The following is a 17,804-nucleotide window of genomic DNA, read 5'->3' on the forward strand; positions in this document are numbered from 1 at the left end:
CAGCAGACTCTTAATCAGCCTGTTGATTCAAAGAAAAAAATATTCTACACAATAATTATCAGCTATAAATACTTATATTGTATGGGTAAAATCAGTTTTTCTTAGCGAAGGAAAAATTTATGTTTTGCTCCATAAACAACCACTCCCCTCATTATGGCAGACTCCGGTCAAAATGAAAGCAGGCTCCCAAAGAGCCAGTTTGAGAAGCTGCTTCCTGAAGGATCCGATAATTCTCCTCCCAATCTCCTTCAGGGTTTTGCTGCTGTATTCAATGGCCTCGGCATAGGTTTGTTTCTAGGTCTTTTGCTTGGGCTCTCTGTCTCTCCCGTGGTCAGTGGTGTAATCGGTACGATAACGTCCTTGCTGGCCATTCTGATCGGACTTAACGAGAAATTTCTGGATCCCGTAAAAAGCCTTCGTATCGGAGCCTTTGGCCTTTTCTCGGTGGTAGGAATTGTCCTGGGCCTTTACATACGCGCAAACGACCCCTTCGCCCCTGGCCTGGCGGATAAAATGGAGGAGTACCTGTCTATAGGTTATACCGAGGAAGAGGCCAAAGCCTTTGTCACAGGATTTATCCGCGCTGACTCTTCTTCACTTGCCCTACGGCAGGCAAATGTCCTTTATTCCTCTGAGGTTGACCTCGGAGCTTGTGATTTCCTGGTTTACGCCAATGCAGAAACAATACCTGTAGAGCTTTTCAATACCTTTGAAACGGCAGGGGGGATATGGAAGGAGCTGACAAGCACCTTTAAAGAGGAGCTGCCCGAATCCACAGCAGCATCAGCCCTTTTGGGGCTCAGAGATATTTTCTGCAAAACTGCACCTGAGACCATCGAAGTGAGCGAAGACCTCAAAAAGCTTAGGTCAGAAAGCTCCCTGGAGCAAATTGAGGACATCTTTAGCCAGGACACCCCTTGGAACCAGGTTCAGGCTGAATTCCGGACACGTTTTGATACTACAGAAAGAAAGCAAGTATATGAATCCTTGATAAAAGTATTGAACAATGTATAAACCCTATTGGATACTTCTGGTACTCCTGGTGTTCGGCCACACCCTGGTCTCTGCACAGTCTTTTGACCCGGACAAAGTGAAGCATTCACTGGTCAAGGTTATTGTATCGGTCAACAACCGGGAATCCAACGCCCTGACCGGCTTTCTATGGAAAACACCCCAGCAGATCGTAACCTCCCTCCATGGTATGAGCCCAACAGGAGAAATTCGGGTGTTGTACCAGGGGCAGGCATGGAGAAAGGCCCGCATCAAAAAGGTATTGCAAAAGGCCGACCTGGTGCTTTTGGAATTGCTTCCGGGTCAGCCGGCCCTTCCATCCGGACTGGTACCGATAGCTGGTTTCCACCCGGAAAAGGTGGCGATTGGGTCTGATGTATTTGCCCTGGGGTACAATGGTGGTGCTACGGGTAGTTCTTCCAGGCAAATGAAAAAGGGTTATGTAGATCCCGAAACGCTTGCCAACCTAATCCCTAAAAAAGACAAAGATGCGCTGTCCAGGATAGGCTTTCCTGCCCTTGACCTGAATATTTTGTACCTGGAAGGAAGCCTGTTGCCCGGGTTTTCGGGCGCTCCGGTTTTTGACGCTCAAACACGTCTCATCGGGATTGGTGATGGGGGATTAGAAAAAGGCGCCAGCAATGTAAGCTGGATCATCCCCGCAAGCTACCTGGCAGAACTGGAAAATTCCTCCACCTCTGCACTTCCAGCCGGATTTGAAAACCTGACTCAATTATTTTCAGCAACAGCTATAATTGAAGTAAATGCTCCGGAAATTGAAGTAGAGACCCGGGTAAGTGAAAAATTCCTGGAAAGTAGCTACAGTAAAATGAATGAGCGCCCGGTGGAAGCCATAGGTTTTGAATTTTATGCCACCAAAAACCGCTCGCTTTCAGACATGATGGCCAGCTCTGATGATCCCGAAAACATTCAAAAACTGGCGGATGAATTTGCTTTAGACATCAATATTCAGTTGGACTATGAAAATATGCGCTTCGATATTTACGAAGACATCAACAATGGAGTAGTTGTGGCGGTTCCTGAAGGACGCGCCTTGCAATTCAATCCAGCCGAAGAAGCCTTTCAGGTCACAAATTTCGAAGGGAATGACATGCAGCTTTATTTTTATGGGATGCAGAGCGATTTCTCTCAAACTGATTTTGAGGAATTGCTTGTCCTGATGGGCGAAATTATCAACCAGAATTTTGCCTATAGGTACGGGATGAGTGGTTTCACTGTTGACGAGGAATATTCCACCTGGGATGAATTTGAGGGAGGCAGAAAAGTAGCCTGGATCCTCTCCTTGGGCAACGAATACCTGATGGGGCAGGATGGCCTGCAATATGGGTTTTATGTGTACATGACCCTACTGATGACCGAAGAGAAAACGTTCATGTCCATTGCCACCATACCCGTACCGGTGGAAATGTTGAATCTGGCGATGACCTATGGATTGGATTGCAACAATCCGGGCATGTATGCGGCCTATTGTAGCTATTTCAACCAGATGTTTCAAACCTTTGCTGCGGCTCATCTGGTCAATTTTGCGTACTGAGTAGGCCTACAGGAAACTCAGCAGCCCCAGGTGTTAGTATCCGCGCCCTGGCAGATTGATTCCCGGCAGCAATTAAACAGCCCGAAAACTTACCTGAAGCAAAGCTGGGTCAAGCGATTACCGAACCGGTTCGGGAAAAACGGCCAGACTTTCCGCTCCTTCCTCGCCTACCGCCTGTACCGCAAAGAAGTAATTGTCCTTGGAATAAGGCAGTTCCATCTGTAGGTCTTCGGTATAGAATTTCCGTTCCCACATGGCAGAACTCGTTTCCCGCATCAGCACATAATATCCCTTTGCCTTCCCGTGCTCCGGAGCCTTCCAACGGAGTAGGGTGGAATTGCTCAAGCCGCTGATGTCTACTCCCACCGCCTGAGGGACGGAGGGAGCGCTTGCGAGGCTGGCCAACACAGCCAGATTTACGGCTGTATTTTTCCGAAGATATTCGTAATCTATATGTTCGATCAGGTCCCCGTATTGGATTCCGTCCTCCGTACGAATATCCTGGTGCTGCTGGTAATAATTTTCGTTCATTTCGCAGAGGCGAACGGCGGTAAAACCCTCCCGTGAGAACGGGGTATGGTCCCCTCCTCTTAAAAATCGGTCATTGCGGTAAAGTAATTTAATTTCCAGTTGATCCACATAACGTTGGCCCACTTCCTTGATGTACCTGGCCAACTGCCTGGACTTGCTGTCATTCTCCGCATTGGTAGACCGACGCAATCTGGCCATCTCATCCGTCTCTGCCAATGGCACTCCCTCGCTAAATACCCGCAACTGCGTGTTGTTTCTGATATGCGTACCGCTTGAGGCACTATTGCCGATCATGTCATTGTTGATCATGGCCACCAGATTCCAGTTTTCATCCCTGGCTTTCTTTGCCAGGTGAGCGGCGCCGATCAAGCCTTGTTCCTCACCGGATACGGCTACAAAGATGATTGTGGCTGGAAAAGATCGTCTGCTCATAATCCTGGCCATCTCTATCAGCGCCACTACGCCGGAGCCGTCATCATTGGCTCCCGGAGCATCAGCCTCAGCGTTCATGATATCCGAAACCCGGCTGTCAATGTGTCCGCTTACGATGAAAATCCGATCGTCTGCCGGGTCAGCTCCTTTTAGGGTAGCCATTACATTTCCCATCCGGGTCTGCTCTGAGACCCTCCTCCCATCGGGCTCTACCGTGAAATAGTCGATCTCTGCCGTCAATCGGCCATCGGCTGCCTGCTCAAAGGATTGAAAACGTTTCAACACATATTGCCTGGCAGCCTCTATTCCTCTCTGTTTCTGGTCCTGACTTAAACTGTGCCGGGTACCGAAGCCAACCAGCCCCTGCAGGTAATGTTGCAGACTATCAAGTGATATCTCCGAGGCCATCTTCTCGATAGCAGCTATCCGATATACGGTCGGCACCTGTGCATAGCTGACGTAAGGTGCCAATACAATTAAAAGAAAGATTACATTTCTCATACACTAATCTGGTTTGGAGGGTTAAAGCTACTAGGAAAAAATCAGAAATGACTCCCTTTCCCAAAACATCTGTTCACAAAAGAAACCATTTGCGAGGATGACTTCGACATTTTGATCTGTAGGGACAAAATATTTGTCCTGTCCGAACCAGAATAGTGGTTTGCCGGTTTCTCCCTTGATACAGCCCAATAAATTAGCACTGTAAAATATAGCACAAGATTTGATGGGTAATTTTCAAACTCACCAACAAGGTTCAAACCATGTCTGCAATACTCGTATTTCAACGCGCTTTTTTATTGGGTCTGTTGTTCATTCAGATCAGTTGTGCCCGAAACCCGGTGACGGGCAAGAAACAATTGGTTCTCATGTCCGAAAAACAGGAAATTGAAATGGGTAAATCCTCAGATCCAGAAATTATGGCCTATTTCGGCAGGTACGATGACCCTGATCTGCAAGCATTTATTACAGAAAAAGGAAATGAAATGGCCGCCATATCGCACCGGCCCAAACTGGAGTACGAATTCAAGATTGTAGACTCGCCGGTCATCAATGCATTTGCAGTGCCCGGCGGTTTTGTGTATTTCACCCGGGGCATTATGGCACACTTCAACAATGAAGCAGAGTTTGCAGGAGTACTGGGACATGAAATCGGCCATGTCACCGCAAGGCACTCAGTTATACAACAGCGCAATGCCATGCTGGGCCAATTGGGAATGATTGCCGGAATTGTGCTGGTGCCCCAACTTTCAGATTTTGTAGAGCCCCTTTCTCAGGGCATGCAACTGGCCTTGTTGAGCTTCGGCAGGGATGCAGAACGGCAGTCGGATGAACTTGGGGTAGAATACTCCTCGAAAATTGGCTATGATGCAGTCGAAATGGCCGGATTTTTTGAAACTCTGGAAAGACAGCAGGCAAAGCAGGGGGGCAGTCCGGTGCCGGAATTTCTGTCTACCCATCCCTCTCCATCCGAAAGAAATGTAACCGTAGCCCGTCTGGCACAGGACTGGAAAGCAAAGCTGGACCTGAATGAGACTGAGATCAACCGGGAAAGCTACCTTAGGAGGATCGAAGGTCTGGTATATGGTGAGGATCCCAGACAGGGTTTTGTAGAAAATCAGGTCTTTTATCATCCGGAATTGAAATTTTACTTTCCGGTACCCGGGGAATGGAGCCTGCAAAACACTCCCCAACAGGTGCAAATGGCCCCGAAAAGCGGGGAGGCTGTAATGTCATTAACCCTAAGTTCTGGCGACAATCTCCGGGACCTGGCCAATCAGATGGTGGAGCAGTACAAGCTGGAGGTACTTTCTATAAAGGAAGAAAAAGTCAACGGACTCAGTTCTCTGCAGCTCCAGGCAGCGCAAACACAGGAAAATGGCAGCAGCATTCGGTTACTGGTCTACTTTATCCGGCATGCAGAGACAACTTATCGCCTGATGGGTCTTGCCGAAGGCAATAATTTCGGCCGGTATGAGCAGGATTTTCTGGGTACAATGAATAATTTCAGCGAACTGAAAGCGGCAGATAAGCTGAACCGCCAACCTGAAAGGCTGGCCATCAAAAGCATCAATCAACCGACGACCCTGGAAAGGGCGCTCAAAAACTACCAAATTCCAGATAAGCGCCTTGAGGAAATGGCCATACTCAATGGCATGCGACTGGACGAAACTTTGGAGGCCGGCACGCTGATAAAGGTAGTGGAGTAAGCAGCCGATGCTGTAAAGGCAATATTTTGACTGGCCCTTCGATACTCAGGCAGATATTTTTTGCAAAAAGGGAAATTTAAGTTCCATTTTTATTTACAATCCCTTATTTTAACCAAATAATTTATACCGTTAGTAAATTATCACAATCAGGGAACCACCAAAAAATCCACCTGGGGCATGGGCTACCGGACGAAGTTTATTGCAGTTACTGGCCACCGGGACCTGAGGCCTGAAGATTTGCCCGAAATAAAAAATCGTGTAAAAGAAAAACTGATTCAGATCACACAGAATCAGGGCGCTGAATCCTACCGTTTACTGAGCGGAATGGCTTCTGGAGCTGACCTACTTGTAGCAGAAATAGCCCGGGAACTGGGCATTCCCGCTACCGCGGTGCTGACATCCCAAAATCAAGCGATGGAATTGCCTGCCGGAATAGACAAGCAGATCCTTCCAGTCAATTTCCCACCTGGAGAAGAAGAAAAATACTATGAGGCCCTGGAGGGGTACCTGCTGCTTAAAGCCAACCACTTTTTGATACTCTGGGATGGCGTATACAATGGCAAAAGAGGAGGCACATCATCCGTAGTCAGCCGGGCATTGGAGACTGACCGTGAACTGGTACTCCACCACCTGGTGGTACCGAGAATGGTCAATCCCTATCCATTAGCCAGTCTTTTGGCAAAGAGCCTGGTATTCAGCCGGGAAAAATTTCAACGGATTCCCTTTACTGTCCATTTTAGCTGGATTGATGCAAAGCTTCCGTTTAAAAAGAAAGCCTCCCTGTTTAAAAAATTTTGGGAGCCTTTTCTAAGGAAAGCAGGGTCCCATGTTTTCCTTTCTTTTGTCTTGCCCATGCTATTGGTGCTTTCTACCCTGACGCTGGGCACCATTGGGTTTCTCCAGATTTTGCCCGAACTGGATTTTCACAATGCCCTATTCATGTCGGTAAACCTGGTTACATTCAACAATTCAGTGATTGAAGTGCAAGATGTGCCATTTGCATTGAACCTCGCCCGCTACCTGGGACTCATCACTGCTTTATCAGCCTTTACCATTGCGCTTTTTTTTGCATTGGGGCCGGAAAGGCGTAGGTTAAAACTTATCTTCTGGCAACGTTTCTACCCCCATAAATACATATTGGTACTGGGTAGTGGTGAGAAAAGCTTTACGCTGGTAAGGAATTTGTGCTCCTGCCGGAACAAGGTGGTTGTTGTAACCCCGGAAGAAAACCAGCCCTTTACCACAGAAATACAACGATCAGGAGCGGTTTGGATCAAGGGAAGCCCCCACTCCTCCAGCCTGCTAAAAAAAGTTTATCAGCATAGGGCCAGTGAAATTTACCTCATGGACGAGGACGATACCGTAAATGTCCGAACCTGCCTGGAACTGGAAAGGATTTCGCGAAAAAACATTCCTAAGCGCCAAAGGTGGTTTGCTCATTTGCAGGACGGTCTCCTCAAAGCTTTTTTGTACGGAAATCTGGAAGACGCCTCCAGAAACCACTTGCATATTTTTGACATCCGGGAAAATACTGCACGCAGACTGCAGTTGTTTTATCCATTTGACCGGTTTTACCAAAGCCCGGATGCGGACCAGGCTATGGTGGTGGTCATAGGATTTGAGAAACTTGGGAGGGAGATCGCCCTCAATGCGCTTCGGTTGGGACATTTTCCCGGAAACAAGCGGCTGAAGGTAAGGGTATTTTGTCCGGATGCCGTCGCTGCCAAAGAGCGCTTTCTCAGAGCGTATCCAATTTTTGATACCCATCCAAAACCCGCCCATCTCAAAGCGCTGATAGAAGATTTGTGGGAGACAGATACACTTGAATTTTTTGAATTACCAATGGATGATGCTGCGATGCTTTCTGGAAGAGCTCCTCTTTTTGCTGATGTGATACAAGCCAGAAATACCGTTAGTATGTACGTTTGCCTGGAGAATGATCTGGGTTCCAGCTCGTACCTATCGGTGTTGTTGCCCAAGCTCAATCGTTACAAACGACAAATGAATTGCAATCTCCAGGTATTTTGTTTTTACAAATTCCCTGACAAAACAGAGGAAAGAAATACAGAAATGCGATTGAACCAATTGGCTCCTGAGGTACCTGTGCATTGTTTTGGCAATCTGCTGGACGAATGCACTGCTGTAGCCATTCGGGACCGTGCCCTGGATGCCCTACCCAAACAAATTGCCTTTTGGTACATGCAGGGCTATGGCGACAAGCGCCTGGATATCGACCAGGTGTGGCAAAATAGCAGTGAGCAGGAAAAGGAATCTAACCGGCACGCTGCCGACCATCTATGGGTAAAACTCCGATCGGTCTGGCAGGAAATCGATTGGAAATTTCACTCCGAAACATTTGAACCACTTCTTGATCCGGGCACCATGGCAATACATGAAAAAAGACTCAGTGAGACTGAACACCGGCGTTGGTGCGCCGAATTACTGCTTCATGGCTTCAGGCCGCTTCAGGATGAACCCGGAGTCATGGAATCCTGGTCAGATTGGGAAGACTACTGGTACAGGAGAGGCGGAAAAAAAATCCTGAAGGCAGAAAAACTACACATTGACCTCCGCCCCTTCAACACCTTACCCGAAATGGAACAAAAAAAAGATCTGGATCAAATTCGTACCATTCCAAAAATGCTGCAAGCTATTATCCGTCCATAAATTTTTAACCGACACTTGAAATTATGAATGAACAGGAATTAATCAAACGTTGCTTTGTCATCGGTCCGATGAAGGACATGAGCCGACTCAGTCTGCTGGCCAGAAAAATAGTAGAACCTCTGGTGAGACCACATGGATTTACGGTGATCACCCCGGAAGAAGGGAATATCGGTTCGGTCATGGACCAGGTCTTGCTCTACCTGGAGCAAGCCGATATATTGGTGGCAGACCTTACCGGAAACAACCCCAATGTTATGTATGAACTTGGAATTTACCATTCCTTCGGAAAGCCTTCCCTGATCGTTAAAGACAGTTCCTATGCAAATGAGCAGGAGCAAACTCCGTTTGACATTGCTGCGTACAGATTTCTGGATCTCCCTTTGGAGGATATCGAGTCCTCCAGAGCCCTCCTGAAGCCCCGGCTTGAAGAGATTATCAGGGTCCTGGGAGAAATCGACTGGTTTCCCAATCCGGTAACCCGTTTTTACAATTCTCCCATTGCAGAAATCCCAACTGCTGTAGGTCTCTCTAAAAACTATTTGAAAAACTTCTTATCCATGATATTGCCTAAGGTCTTCATGAGATATGAAGACAGCGATGACTTTGAACTAAAGGTTTATGAAGTAATTGGAAAGGATACAAATGGCAACCCCATCGAACGGCAACTGGAAAAAAGCCAGCGCGAAAAGCTGCAGTTTAAAATCCTGATACCTGATAAAATGCACATGGCCAACCACGACTATATCCGGAATCTGCAGGAAGGAAAGTTAATTGATTTCGTAGCTGCCAAAGTCGTTCGACGATCCCGTCCTTTCAACCTTTACATGCGTTATGACGACAGCGGTACACCGGTGCTGATAGATATCCCCACTGTGTTGGTTACCCTTAATGATTCCATTCAGCGCCGCAGGGGTCTGCAGGAAACACAAATCGACAACTCTGAGTGGTTACTACTGGAAACCCAGGAATTGGAACGCTTTGCCAGCAAGTGTGAATTGTTCCGAAAAAAACTGGAAACGGAATACCCAAGTACCAAAAATAAAATTCAAATCGTATGGCGATGGAGTCCCGACGAAAACCTTGATTGATAGATGCCAAAAGATGTTCCGACCAACATGATAAGCGCCTATCCCTGAGGGTTGAACAATTTATTCAGGCTTCAAATCAATTCAATTTAAACCTCTCCTGAACCTTGCCGGCCGTACTACCGGATGGCCGCACAACCGGACTATATTTCAGCATAAAAAAAATAAATTAATCCTTCCTGCTTTCAAAATTGGGTACCAGCTCCCTGTACCATTCTTCCAGCTCATTGTTCTTGAACACGAAAAGGTAGAATTCATCATTGTTCGGAAAATTCCGGTAGGAAAGCACTTCTAGCGGAACTCCCTCCTCAATGCGCTTCTCGGCTATCGTATAATTGTCGCCAAGAATACCTGTGACCTGTTCTCTGGACATTCCCAGCTCCAGTTGGCTCATATTATTGCTTCTCAGGGAGGCAAAAAGATGCGGTGAACAGGAGGAAAGAACCATCAAAAATAATAACGCAAAAAACAACTGACTTTTTATCATATCCGATTTAGTTTACTCTTACTACACGTAATTCCTAAAAAAATGGTTGTCGGTAGTCAGTATGATAACCGTAAGGGAAAGCGCAAGAAGAAGTCCCGGCAGATATTAAACGTATTTATTCGTTTTTATCATAATTTGGTCGTCCCTTAGAGAAAATCCTGGTTCGAATAAACCAAAAAAGACTCTTTGCCTGAGTTCGATTGTAAAACTTTACGAATTATGGAGCCTATCCTTTCATAAAAATGGTATTTATATGATGAAGCAAACCTTATTATCATGACTCATCCTGGAATTGGACGTTCGTTAAAAAATCCCCCTACCCCCTTATTAAAGGGGATTTAGTGCAGTCTGGCTTTTTTATTTCATTTTTGATTTACTGTACCATAAACCTTATCTGGAATCGAACTCAGGTTCTTTGGTTTGAAGTCGTTATATGAATGGATATGAAATATCTTGATCGAGGGTATCAAAACCTAAAAATCTGCAGAGAGCCGTCAAAGCTGCTTTTCATGCCCTACTCCCTCAAAGGTATGGGGGGCCGGCTGCTTTTAATTTCACTACTCTTTACACTGGTTTTTTGCCAACGAAAAAAAGCCTCAGAACGGGCCAGTGCCGAAGTCCAAATAAGCAATCTGTTTGAAAATTTCACCTTTTCTATGGATACCCTGATGGTGGATACAGGGGATCAACTGATCGGAGAGACAAATACCGAGGGGCTTTCTGCCTTGCCAAAGGGTGGATTTTCAAGGATGGCAAGCTGTGGATCCATGTTAATGTGGCGGATGAATTGGGGTTTGCCGTGATGGATTTAAAGTTCTAACCGTTCCAGGATAATTAAGCAATAAAGTTTTCGATCAATAATACGGCGGACTGCAGCCCGTAGTGGAAGAATTACTGCATCAATTCTCCTTCAGCTCCAAAAACACCATCCGGTAATCCTCATTATCATAATAAACATAGAGCCTGTTGAACTCAATTTCAAAGGAGAAGGCATTCTCCAACGCTTCTGTATAGGCGATATGGTGGCTTTCTTCCGGCTCTCCAGGTGAGGGGATATCCTCAGAACACGACGAAAACACAAACATCAATAAAGAGAAAAAGGCAAAATTTCGTACCATCCGGCCCTTTTTTAACTAAAAAACGCTTAGTTAAAGTTGTTAGTTTACATTGCCTCTAAATGGCTCTCCCAGTACCAGTTTATCCCCTGAATCATCGACTTCAAAAAGTTTAGGGATACGTATGTAACGACCGTTCTCTCCTACCCGGTGACTATGGACCGCCATCAGCAATTGCCCCTCAAAAGTCCGGAACAACATCCCATGTCCATAATTCGGTGGACTAAAGGGCTGTTCATCGTGAATCCAGGGACCATCCAAAGTCCCGCTTTCCGAATAAGCGACTCCCTGGGTATAATCACCAAACACCCAACTGGTCCAGATCATGCCCAGCTTCCCGGTTTGGGTTTTGAACAACCAGGGCCCGTCCGTGACCTTGTTGGGAATGGTATCCCCTTCATCATTGCGCTCGCGGCTCCAGGGGGATTCACTGGCTTTAAAAAGCAGCTGGCTTTTGCCCACAGAACCACTCAAATCGGGTTTCAATTCGATTTTTTCGATGGTACCGTTCCAGTTTTGCAGCCACTCGTAGCAATAAACCATATAAGGCTTCCCGTCTTCGTCCACCCAAAAAGTCCCGTCCAGGGTCGGTTTATCGGCCGGCAGATAGGTAGGGTCTTCCATGGGTACATAAGGTCCTTCGGCCTTGTCGCTGACCAAAATATGGGAGGCCCTGCGCTCAATTACATTGCCTTGTACGGTATCAATCTTTACCTCCCGGTTGGTAAAGGTGGCAAAGTTGTAGTACTTATCCTTGTAGTAGTGAAGTTCTGCAGCCCAGATCATGGGGCGGGGACCCATCCAGGAATCCGGGTCGGTTTCGACAACCCGGTACGGCCCGGTCCAATGGCCCAGGTCTTTGCTTTTCCATAGCAGGCCTCCGGTTCCGGTGATGTAATACATGGAAGTTTTAGCGTCTGCCAAAATACAGGGATCGCTTAGCCTTATGGAATCCAGGGGAATATTTTCCCTGATTTCCGGGAGGCGGTTTTGCGAAAAGGTTCTGTACTGAAATAGAAGGATAAAGATCAATAAAGGGAATAAGGGTTTCATGGTTCCGGACCGGTTAAGTTGTAAAATAATGGGACAAAAACGAAATTGCCGATTGGCTTTTTAATAAAAAGTAACACCAGCTTAACTTAAGAGAAGTACCTCATTCACTGGAAGTTTTTGGTCCATCAGGGTAATCTCCTCCCCGGGCAGGTATCGTTGGATGCTGGTATAAGTTCCTTCTTTTGGATTGGCATAAACTTCTATCCGATTGCTTTCCAGATCGATAATCCAGTACTCAGGAATGCGATGGGTGGCATAAAGGGGCAGCTTTACATCCTTATCAAACCTGATAGAAGCATCGGACACTTCGATGATGGCCAGCACATCGGCAGGGACCGGATGTGCGGATGAATAATAGTCCGACCGGTATTTTAACAGGGAAATGTCCGGTTCGGGCTCATTCCTATCATCGATTTGAACCGGATTTTGAACGCCGGTGACTGCCTTATTTTTGAACAGCTCATTCAACAAGCCGGCCAATTTATTTACTATGCCTGCGTGCTTACTTCCAATGGGACTCATCTCGTATATTTCACCTTGTATCAGTTCCAGGCGGTCATCCGGTTTCAGTATGCCCATCTCGGCCATTTTGTGGTATTCATCTACATTTATCAACCGCTTTACGACTTCAGTTGCCATAATATTCAGCTATTTCTCTTTCTAAAGATAGTCAATTTCGAATTTAAACGCCAATATGCCATTCTAGTGGGGGAGGGGCGTTTATCACTTCTTCTTTAGCCTTACCCATAGAACGAAACGATACAACTAGATCAGCAGAGAAAATAATATTATTGGAAAGAACCACTCAGTCCGATATTGCCACCCTGAATGGGGCCATCGGCAAACCTTCCTGATTAGAAACACCTGCCAGTGGGTAGTCACCCCAGGCGTAACGAATGGCTCTTGGCCTGGCGACCTCCCCGGAATAAACCAATATGTCATCTCCCTGTAAAACGGCCTCTGCCGGATAAAATACCTCATCCGAACCGGCAAGCTCAAAACCACAGGATTCACCGGTGCAATCTAAAACCAATTGCTGCCCCGGATCCTTCACCTTGACTACTACCGTATCTCCTTTGACTTGATGGGAGCTATAATAGGGGCCATCGGCCTCTATATCCCGTCCATATACTTTCTCCAGTGCCTGCAAGGCCAGCCGCCTGCCAAATTCCTGCTTGTTTTTGGGATGTACATCATAGGGATCACCAATATCAATGGATACTACCATGCCAGTATGTGGAAGCGCAAGGGCAGTTTCCTGAGCCTCCCGCAGCGGACTTCTTACAAAAGTTCTTTTTTCAAATTCATGACTGCTATAGGTGCCGGTGTTTTGAACGAAAAGAAAAGGCAAATTATCGTTCTTCCAGTAGCCCCTCCAGTCCCGGATCAGTCGCTGAAATAGCTGTGCGTACAGTTCAGGCCTTCGGGCATCGGCACCACCCTGGTCCCAAATAAAACCCTTGATTCCGTAGGGAATGAGCGGGCTGATCATGCCGTTAAACAAAAACGAAGGTTCGTTTACGTAAAAGGGTTTTGCAGGAGGAATGGGTTCCTGATCGTTGATTCCCTTCCAGCCTGAAGCAAGTGATACTTGAAAATTACCAGAGGAATCTGCAAGGACATATTCCTCCGGAGCACCATAAAAATTGGCTCCACCCCAGGGGTTGGAAAGGCGCAGGGTGATTTCGTTGATGCCTTTCTTTACCCAGGCTGCCGGCACCCGAATGTTTACCGGAGCAGGGTATTGGAAATATCCCAGTTCCTGGCCATTCCAATACACATGACTTTGCCTGTTCAGGAACCCAAGCTGCAATGTCAGGTCTGTGGTTGCCAACTCCTGATTCAGGTTTACCTGCTGCTTCATCCACAGCACCTGCTCATGTGCCTTTGTATCATCAAAAAGATCCAAATCTTTCCAACCCACTGCGGAATACCCGGGTTCAAGCATCTGGCGTTTGATTTCCGGATCCGGATGACTCAACTTGTTTCTCCGGATACGGTGGTGGTCGGTAGCCGCCTGTACCTGATTGCCCCAGGTTTGCGGAAAATACCGCAGGTCGGATTCCAGCTGTGGAAGGGAGTCCGCAAAATCCTGCAGCGTCTGTTCATTGGTCCAGGTCAAAATGCTGGTACCTCCCCAGGAGCTGTGGATAATGCCAACCGGAATATTCAGGTCGCGGTGCAGCTTTTTAGCAAAAAACCAGGCAGGTGCAGAAAAACCGGCCAATGATTCAGGACTGGGCTTTTCCCATCTGCCCCCCGAAAGGTTCTCAACAGGCTCGGGTGATGGAAATAGCGGCACATCAAAAAGCCGTATTTCCGGATAATTGCTATCCTCCAGCTCAGACTGTGCATCCAGGATTTCAGAATGGGGGATCCATTCCCAACCACCCATTGGATGTTGCATATTGGATTGTCCGGAACCCAACCAGACATCTCCTATCAGAACATCTTTGAATTCGGCTTTTTTTTTCCGCTTTCGATACTCATGGTATGCGGCCCGCCAGCCGGGAATGCGGGTAAATCAACCTGCCATTTGCCGTTGGCTAAGACCCTTGTTTCCGCTTTTTTGTTTCCCAATTGGACAGTCACTTCCTCCCCCACGGTACCAACGCCCCAGACAGGGATGGGTTGATTCCGCTGCAGGACCATGTTGTCAGAAAATACACGCGCAGCCTGAAGCGACTGGGGTACTTTGACGGGCACTATGGTACGAAGCACAACGGGACCAAACAATCCCGAGGGTATCAATGGCACCTCTTCCCAGGGTACCCGGATATGGCTGATCCCTTTGATATTGGTTTCCCCGATATGCGTTTGGGTAAATTCTTCTCCGGTAATGGCGTCTCCGGTAATCCGGTTGGACCAGGTATTGGCCACTTCAATCCGCAGGCTGTTGATCCCCGGACGGAGCAGATCGGTCACGTCGAAACGGTAGGGTTTGGCCCAGGTAATGCCCAGTCGCTTATCGTTTAGCCATACCTCCGCCACATGGGATAGGTCACCCAAATCCAGATAGGTTTTGGCATCCGCCTGGTCCACAGGATGAAGGGCATGTACAAATTGTTTTTCATAACGCGCTGTGCCGGAAAAATATTTAATCCCCTCCACTTCAGATGTTGTCCAGGATTTCAATTCAGGAAACACTGCCTTCTCGGGAGCACCCCAGCCTTCGGGGAAAAACACCTCCCAGGCCCCATCAATAGTCTTTTCCGGAATGCTGTTATGTATTTCCTGAGACCCTTCTTCATCACTTACGACGAAGATACCCTCTTCCCAGACCTCTATTCCATCCGCCGTGTGGCTTATTTTTGGAGGGTGCAAACCAGCACCTGCTATTTGTGAAAAATGTCCTGCAGCATCTCCTGGCGCAAAAACGACAAACTTGCTTTCGTAAGGAGCCAGTGTAAGGGGAAGGCTGATTTGTGCTTCATTTTGTTCATACACGCCCGCTGGCACAATCTGACCATCTACCGGATCCCAAATCTCGGTTACCTTGTCCTGCTGCCGGAAATGCAGGTTTCGGGAAAGCCATTCCCCGGTAGAATTGACAACAAAATAAAAATCAAGGTCTCCCTTTTGGTAATGGGTATAATCCAGGGTATAGAAATGCTTGTCCGCATAATCAAGATCCGGCACCAGTCCTAATGCCTCCATTAGTTCAGTTGGGTCTGCCTCTTCGAAAATCACTGCCTCTTCCGCAATTAAATATTGCGCATCGAAGGGGTGCCAAAGTTCCTCCAGCCATCCTTCCATGTCAGGCATGCCGGTTTTTAATTTCCTTTGTGCAATCTCTTTTGGTCGGGGCCCGATGATTACCGCACCATTTTCTGCCATTTCTTTTAGTTTCAGCAATACCTCCGGATGGATTTCATGTTCTTCAGCCAGTGCCAACACGCTGAATTTCGCTCCATTCCTGGGATTAATGATCTTGCCTTCCTGCACTTCCAGCCCAAGGAGTATCTCCGTATTGACCAGTTCATAATCATAACCCGCCCCCGGGGAGAACCTGCCTCGCTTGTGCCCGCCATAGTTGGGGATGGTATCGCCATAGTAGTAAAGAAAATCAGCTTGGAAATCGGCTTCCTGAAGAATATAGGAAACCCTGGCCAGGTATTCGTTAAAAGGTCGGATCTTGGGCCACCATACCCTTTTGTCGTTGTAATGGGTACCGGCATGGTACACGATACCCGGCACACCTGTTCCCTCAGGATTGTGGGTAGAACCGTGAACGACCACCTTATTCATCCCTTCAGCAAAGGCCCTGTCTCCTATCGGCTTCATCTCAAAAGGCCCCTCCTGCCAGTGCTGGAAGGAAGTAAAAGCTTCCATTTCAACTATACCAAGACCATAGCTATGAGATGCTGAGGAGACTTCTTTCACCACCCTCAGAATATCCATTCCGTCTTCGTTGTATCTGCCGTGGTTGATCCAGAATTCACCTCTGGGAATGTCCAGCCCTTTGCCTAGTGCCTTGAGGGGCTCGACTGGGACATTGTGCAGGGGAAGACCAGGTCCTCCCGCCTCACTATTATTTTTAAGACCGTGGGCATTGCAGACTTCTTTGGATTTCATGTAAAAATTCTGGATCATCAGTTCGGACAAGGTCCGCTGAAAATCAGCCCGGAAATTGGCCGTTGTTCCGGCTGAAAATTCCGCTTCCTCAAATAGTATGGGCAGTAATTTCCTGACCTGATATCCATTGATCTCCTTGAATTTCTCAGGTAGCGTAGGTGTCCAGGTAAAGCCCCTGGCCTCATAACTGGCCATATACAGGCTTTTCAGTGCCGTTTGCCTCAGATCTCCCAATACAGATTGCAGCCGATCGATCATATAATTGAAATGAAAAGCGGTAGCGTCAGCATCATAATGGTCTACGATGGGGCCTGCAGAATATTTGCTGGGTAAAACCAGGTTTTCACCGGAATTGGAACATACATAGCGCACAATTTTCCAGTCCCCTTCGGGAGCGTCCCAATCCAACTCCTCGGTCTCCGGGTTGAAAAATTCGGAGATATCCAGAATTTCTGTGGTATCGGCCAGACTATTGCCTGAATATTCAGGAATCGCAAGCAGGGCGATCTCCTCCGCATAAACTGGTTTTCCGTCCGCCCCGAATTCGATCATCCGCTTTCTTCCCCTCGGATCCGTTTCAGGTATCTCGGGAAAGGGAATGGTAATTTTCTGTCGTTTGCCACCCGAAAGGTTGACCTTAGATTGATAAATGGATTTGGCGGCATGCTCTGGGGTCAGCCACTTCCCGCCTGCATTCCAGCTACTGGCCGTATTCAAGCCTACTTCCAATCCCAATTTCCCAGCCTCTTCTACAGCAAATTGGATCGTTTTAAGGGATTCCTCACCCAAAAACTCCGGACCGGTACCCACCAAAACGGTATCTCTGGATCCGATTTCAAATATGGTAAACCCGGAAACTCCGGCTTCTTTGAATGCATGGATTTCCTCCTTCAACCGCTGATGATCTACATGACCCCCCAGCCACCAATGGTAGACTATGGGATGGGCAGTAGCGGGCGGGAATCGGAACCCACTTTGTAAATCCTCGTAATCCTGGCTGTTTTGTCCAAATCCAGGCAGGGAAACACCTGCGAAAATAATTGTCAGAAAAAGAAGGTAATTGATTTTTGTATTCATGGTTTGGAG

13 protein-coding genes are annotated in these 17,804 nt (G+C 47.3%); 6 read left to right on the forward strand and 7 right to left on the reverse strand.

Annotated elements, in window-relative coordinates:
• Positions 1 to 153: 153 nt before the first annotated feature.
• On the forward strand, positions 154 to 1,014 hold the full coding sequence (locus BUB19_RS09650) for a hypothetical protein (protein WP_073094339.1): 861 nt from the start codon (positions 154 to 156) through the stop codon (positions 1,012 to 1,014).
• On the forward strand, positions 1,007 to 2,566 hold the full coding sequence (locus tag BUB19_RS09655) for a S1 family peptidase (protein ID WP_073094340.1): 1,560 nt from the start codon (positions 1,007 to 1,009) through the stop codon (positions 2,564 to 2,566). The genes BUB19_RS09650 and BUB19_RS09655 overlap by 8 nt, the downstream gene beginning before the upstream one ends.
• 117 nt (positions 2,567 to 2,683) lie before the next feature.
• Here the strand turns inward: BUB19_RS09655 and BUB19_RS09660 are convergent, their stop codons facing one another.
• Positions 2,684 to 4,030 (reverse strand): M20/M25/M40 family metallo-hydrolase, encoded by a 1,347-nt coding sequence (locus BUB19_RS09660; protein ID WP_073094341.1) that lies wholly within the window; start codon positions 4,028 to 4,030, stop codon positions 2,684 to 2,686.
• A gap of 260 nt (positions 4,031 to 4,290) precedes the next feature.
• On the opposite strand from BUB19_RS09660, the gene BUB19_RS09665 reads away from it, so the two are divergent.
• The 3 genes from BUB19_RS09665 to BUB19_RS09675 all read left to right on the forward strand — a co-directional run bounded on the left by BUB19_RS09665 (position 4,291) and on the right by BUB19_RS09675 (position 9,491).
• Positions 4,291 to 5,736 (forward strand): M48 family metalloprotease, encoded by a 1,446-nt coding sequence (locus BUB19_RS09665; protein WP_073094342.1) that lies wholly within the window; start codon positions 4,291 to 4,293, stop codon positions 5,734 to 5,736.
• 177 nt (positions 5,737 to 5,913) lie between these two features.
• Positions 5,914 to 8,403 (forward strand): NAD-binding protein, encoded by a 2,490-nt coding sequence (locus BUB19_RS09670; protein ID WP_073094343.1) that lies wholly within the window; start codon positions 5,914 to 5,916, stop codon positions 8,401 to 8,403.
• Positions 8,404 to 8,426: 23 nt separating this feature from the next.
• Positions 8,427 to 9,491 carry an STING domain-containing protein gene (locus BUB19_RS09675; RefSeq protein WP_073094344.1) on the forward strand — a complete coding sequence of 355 codons (1,065 nt, stop codon included), beginning with the start codon at positions 8,427 to 8,429 and terminating at the stop codon, positions 9,489 to 9,491.
• Between the two features lie 166 nt (positions 9,492 to 9,657).
• On the opposite strand, the gene BUB19_RS09680 is transcribed toward BUB19_RS09675, so the two are convergent.
• Positions 9,658 to 9,975 carry a hypothetical protein gene (locus tag BUB19_RS09680; protein WP_073094345.1) on the reverse strand — a complete coding sequence of 106 codons (318 nt, stop codon included), beginning with the start codon at positions 9,973 to 9,975 and terminating at the stop codon, positions 9,658 to 9,660.
• A gap of 509 nt (positions 9,976 to 10,484) precedes the next feature.
• Between BUB19_RS09680 and BUB19_RS09685 the strand changes: the two genes are divergently transcribed.
• Positions 10,485 to 10,778 carry a hypothetical protein gene (locus tag BUB19_RS09685; protein WP_143155993.1) on the forward strand — a complete coding sequence of 98 codons (294 nt, stop codon included), beginning with the start codon at positions 10,485 to 10,487 and terminating at the stop codon, positions 10,776 to 10,778.
• A gap of 96 nt (positions 10,779 to 10,874) precedes the next feature.
• Here the strand turns inward: BUB19_RS09685 and BUB19_RS09690 are convergent, their stop codons facing one another.
• The 5 genes from BUB19_RS09690 to BUB19_RS09710 form a co-directional block, all read right to left on the reverse strand.
• Positions 10,875 to 11,093, reverse strand: a complete 219-nt coding sequence (locus tag BUB19_RS09690; RefSeq protein ID WP_073094347.1) for a hypothetical protein — start codon at positions 11,091 to 11,093, stop codon at positions 10,875 to 10,877.
• 39 nt (positions 11,094 to 11,132) lie between these two features.
• Positions 11,133 to 12,143 carry a glycoside hydrolase family 43 protein gene (locus tag BUB19_RS09695; RefSeq protein ID WP_073094348.1) on the reverse strand — a complete coding sequence of 337 codons (1,011 nt, stop codon included), beginning with the start codon at positions 12,141 to 12,143 and terminating at the stop codon, positions 11,133 to 11,135.
• Positions 12,144 to 12,224: 81 nt separating this feature from the next.
• Positions 12,225 to 12,782 (reverse strand): Uma2 family endonuclease, encoded by a 558-nt coding sequence (locus BUB19_RS09700; protein WP_073094349.1) that lies wholly within the window; start codon positions 12,780 to 12,782, stop codon positions 12,225 to 12,227.
• 166 nt (positions 12,783 to 12,948) lie between these two features.
• Positions 12,949 to 14,550: a sialate O-acetylesterase gene (locus tag BUB19_RS09705; RefSeq protein ID WP_143155994.1), complete on the reverse strand. Its 1,602-nt coding sequence runs from the start codon at positions 14,548 to 14,550 to the stop codon at positions 12,949 to 12,951.
• Positions 14,551 to 14,585: 35 nt separating this feature from the next.
• Complete coding sequence (locus tag BUB19_RS09710) at positions 14,586 to 17,795, reverse strand: glycosyl hydrolase (RefSeq protein WP_073094351.1); 3,210 nt, start codon at positions 17,793 to 17,795, stop codon at positions 14,586 to 14,588.
• Between the last annotated feature and the right edge of the window lie 9 nt (positions 17,796 to 17,804).

This window comes from Cyclobacterium lianum (assembly GCF_900143075.1).
Classification (GTDB): Bacteria; Bacteroidota; Bacteroidia; order Cytophagales; family Cyclobacteriaceae; genus Cyclobacterium; species Cyclobacterium lianum.

Bases quoted from the DNA above. Each gene is read 5' to 3' on its own strand.
- BUB19_RS09650 (WP_073094339.1), top strand. From the start codon at position 154: ATGGCAGACTCCGGTCAAAATGAAAGCAGGCTCCCAAAGAGCCAGTTT.
- BUB19_RS09655 (WP_073094340.1), top strand. From the start codon at position 1,007: ATGTATAAACCCTATTGGATACTTCTGGTACTCCTGGTGTTCGGCCAC.
- BUB19_RS09660 (WP_073094341.1), bottom strand. From the start codon at position 4,030: ATGAGAAATGTAATCTTTCTTTTAATTGTATTGGCACCTTACGTCAGC.
- BUB19_RS09665 (WP_073094342.1), top strand. From the start codon at position 4,291: ATGTCTGCAATACTCGTATTTCAACGCGCTTTTTTATTGGGTCTGTTG.
- BUB19_RS09670 (WP_073094343.1), top strand. From the start codon at position 5,914: ATGGGCTACCGGACGAAGTTTATTGCAGTTACTGGCCACCGGGACCTG.
- BUB19_RS09675 (WP_073094344.1), top strand. From the start codon at position 8,427: ATGAATGAACAGGAATTAATCAAACGTTGCTTTGTCATCGGTCCGATG.
- BUB19_RS09680 (WP_073094345.1), bottom strand. From the start codon at position 9,975: ATGATAAAAAGTCAGTTGTTTTTTGCGTTATTATTTTTGATGGTTCTT.
- BUB19_RS09685 (WP_143155993.1), top strand. From the start codon at position 10,485: ATGCCCTACTCCCTCAAAGGTATGGGGGGCCGGCTGCTTTTAATTTCA.
- BUB19_RS09690 (WP_073094347.1), bottom strand. From the start codon at position 11,093: ATGGTACGAAATTTTGCCTTTTTCTCTTTATTGATGTTTGTGTTTTCG.
- BUB19_RS09695 (WP_073094348.1), bottom strand. From the start codon at position 12,143: ATGAAACCCTTATTCCCTTTATTGATCTTTATCCTTCTATTTCAGTAC.
- BUB19_RS09700 (WP_073094349.1), bottom strand. From the start codon at position 12,782: ATGGCAACTGAAGTCGTAAAGCGGTTGATAAATGTAGATGAATACCAC.
- BUB19_RS09705 (WP_143155994.1), bottom strand. From the start codon at position 14,550: ATGCAACATCCAATGGGTGGTTGGGAATGGATCCCCCATTCTGAAATC.
- BUB19_RS09710 (WP_073094351.1), bottom strand. From the start codon at position 17,795: ATGAATACAAAAATCAATTACCTTCTTTTTCTGACAATTATTTTCGCA.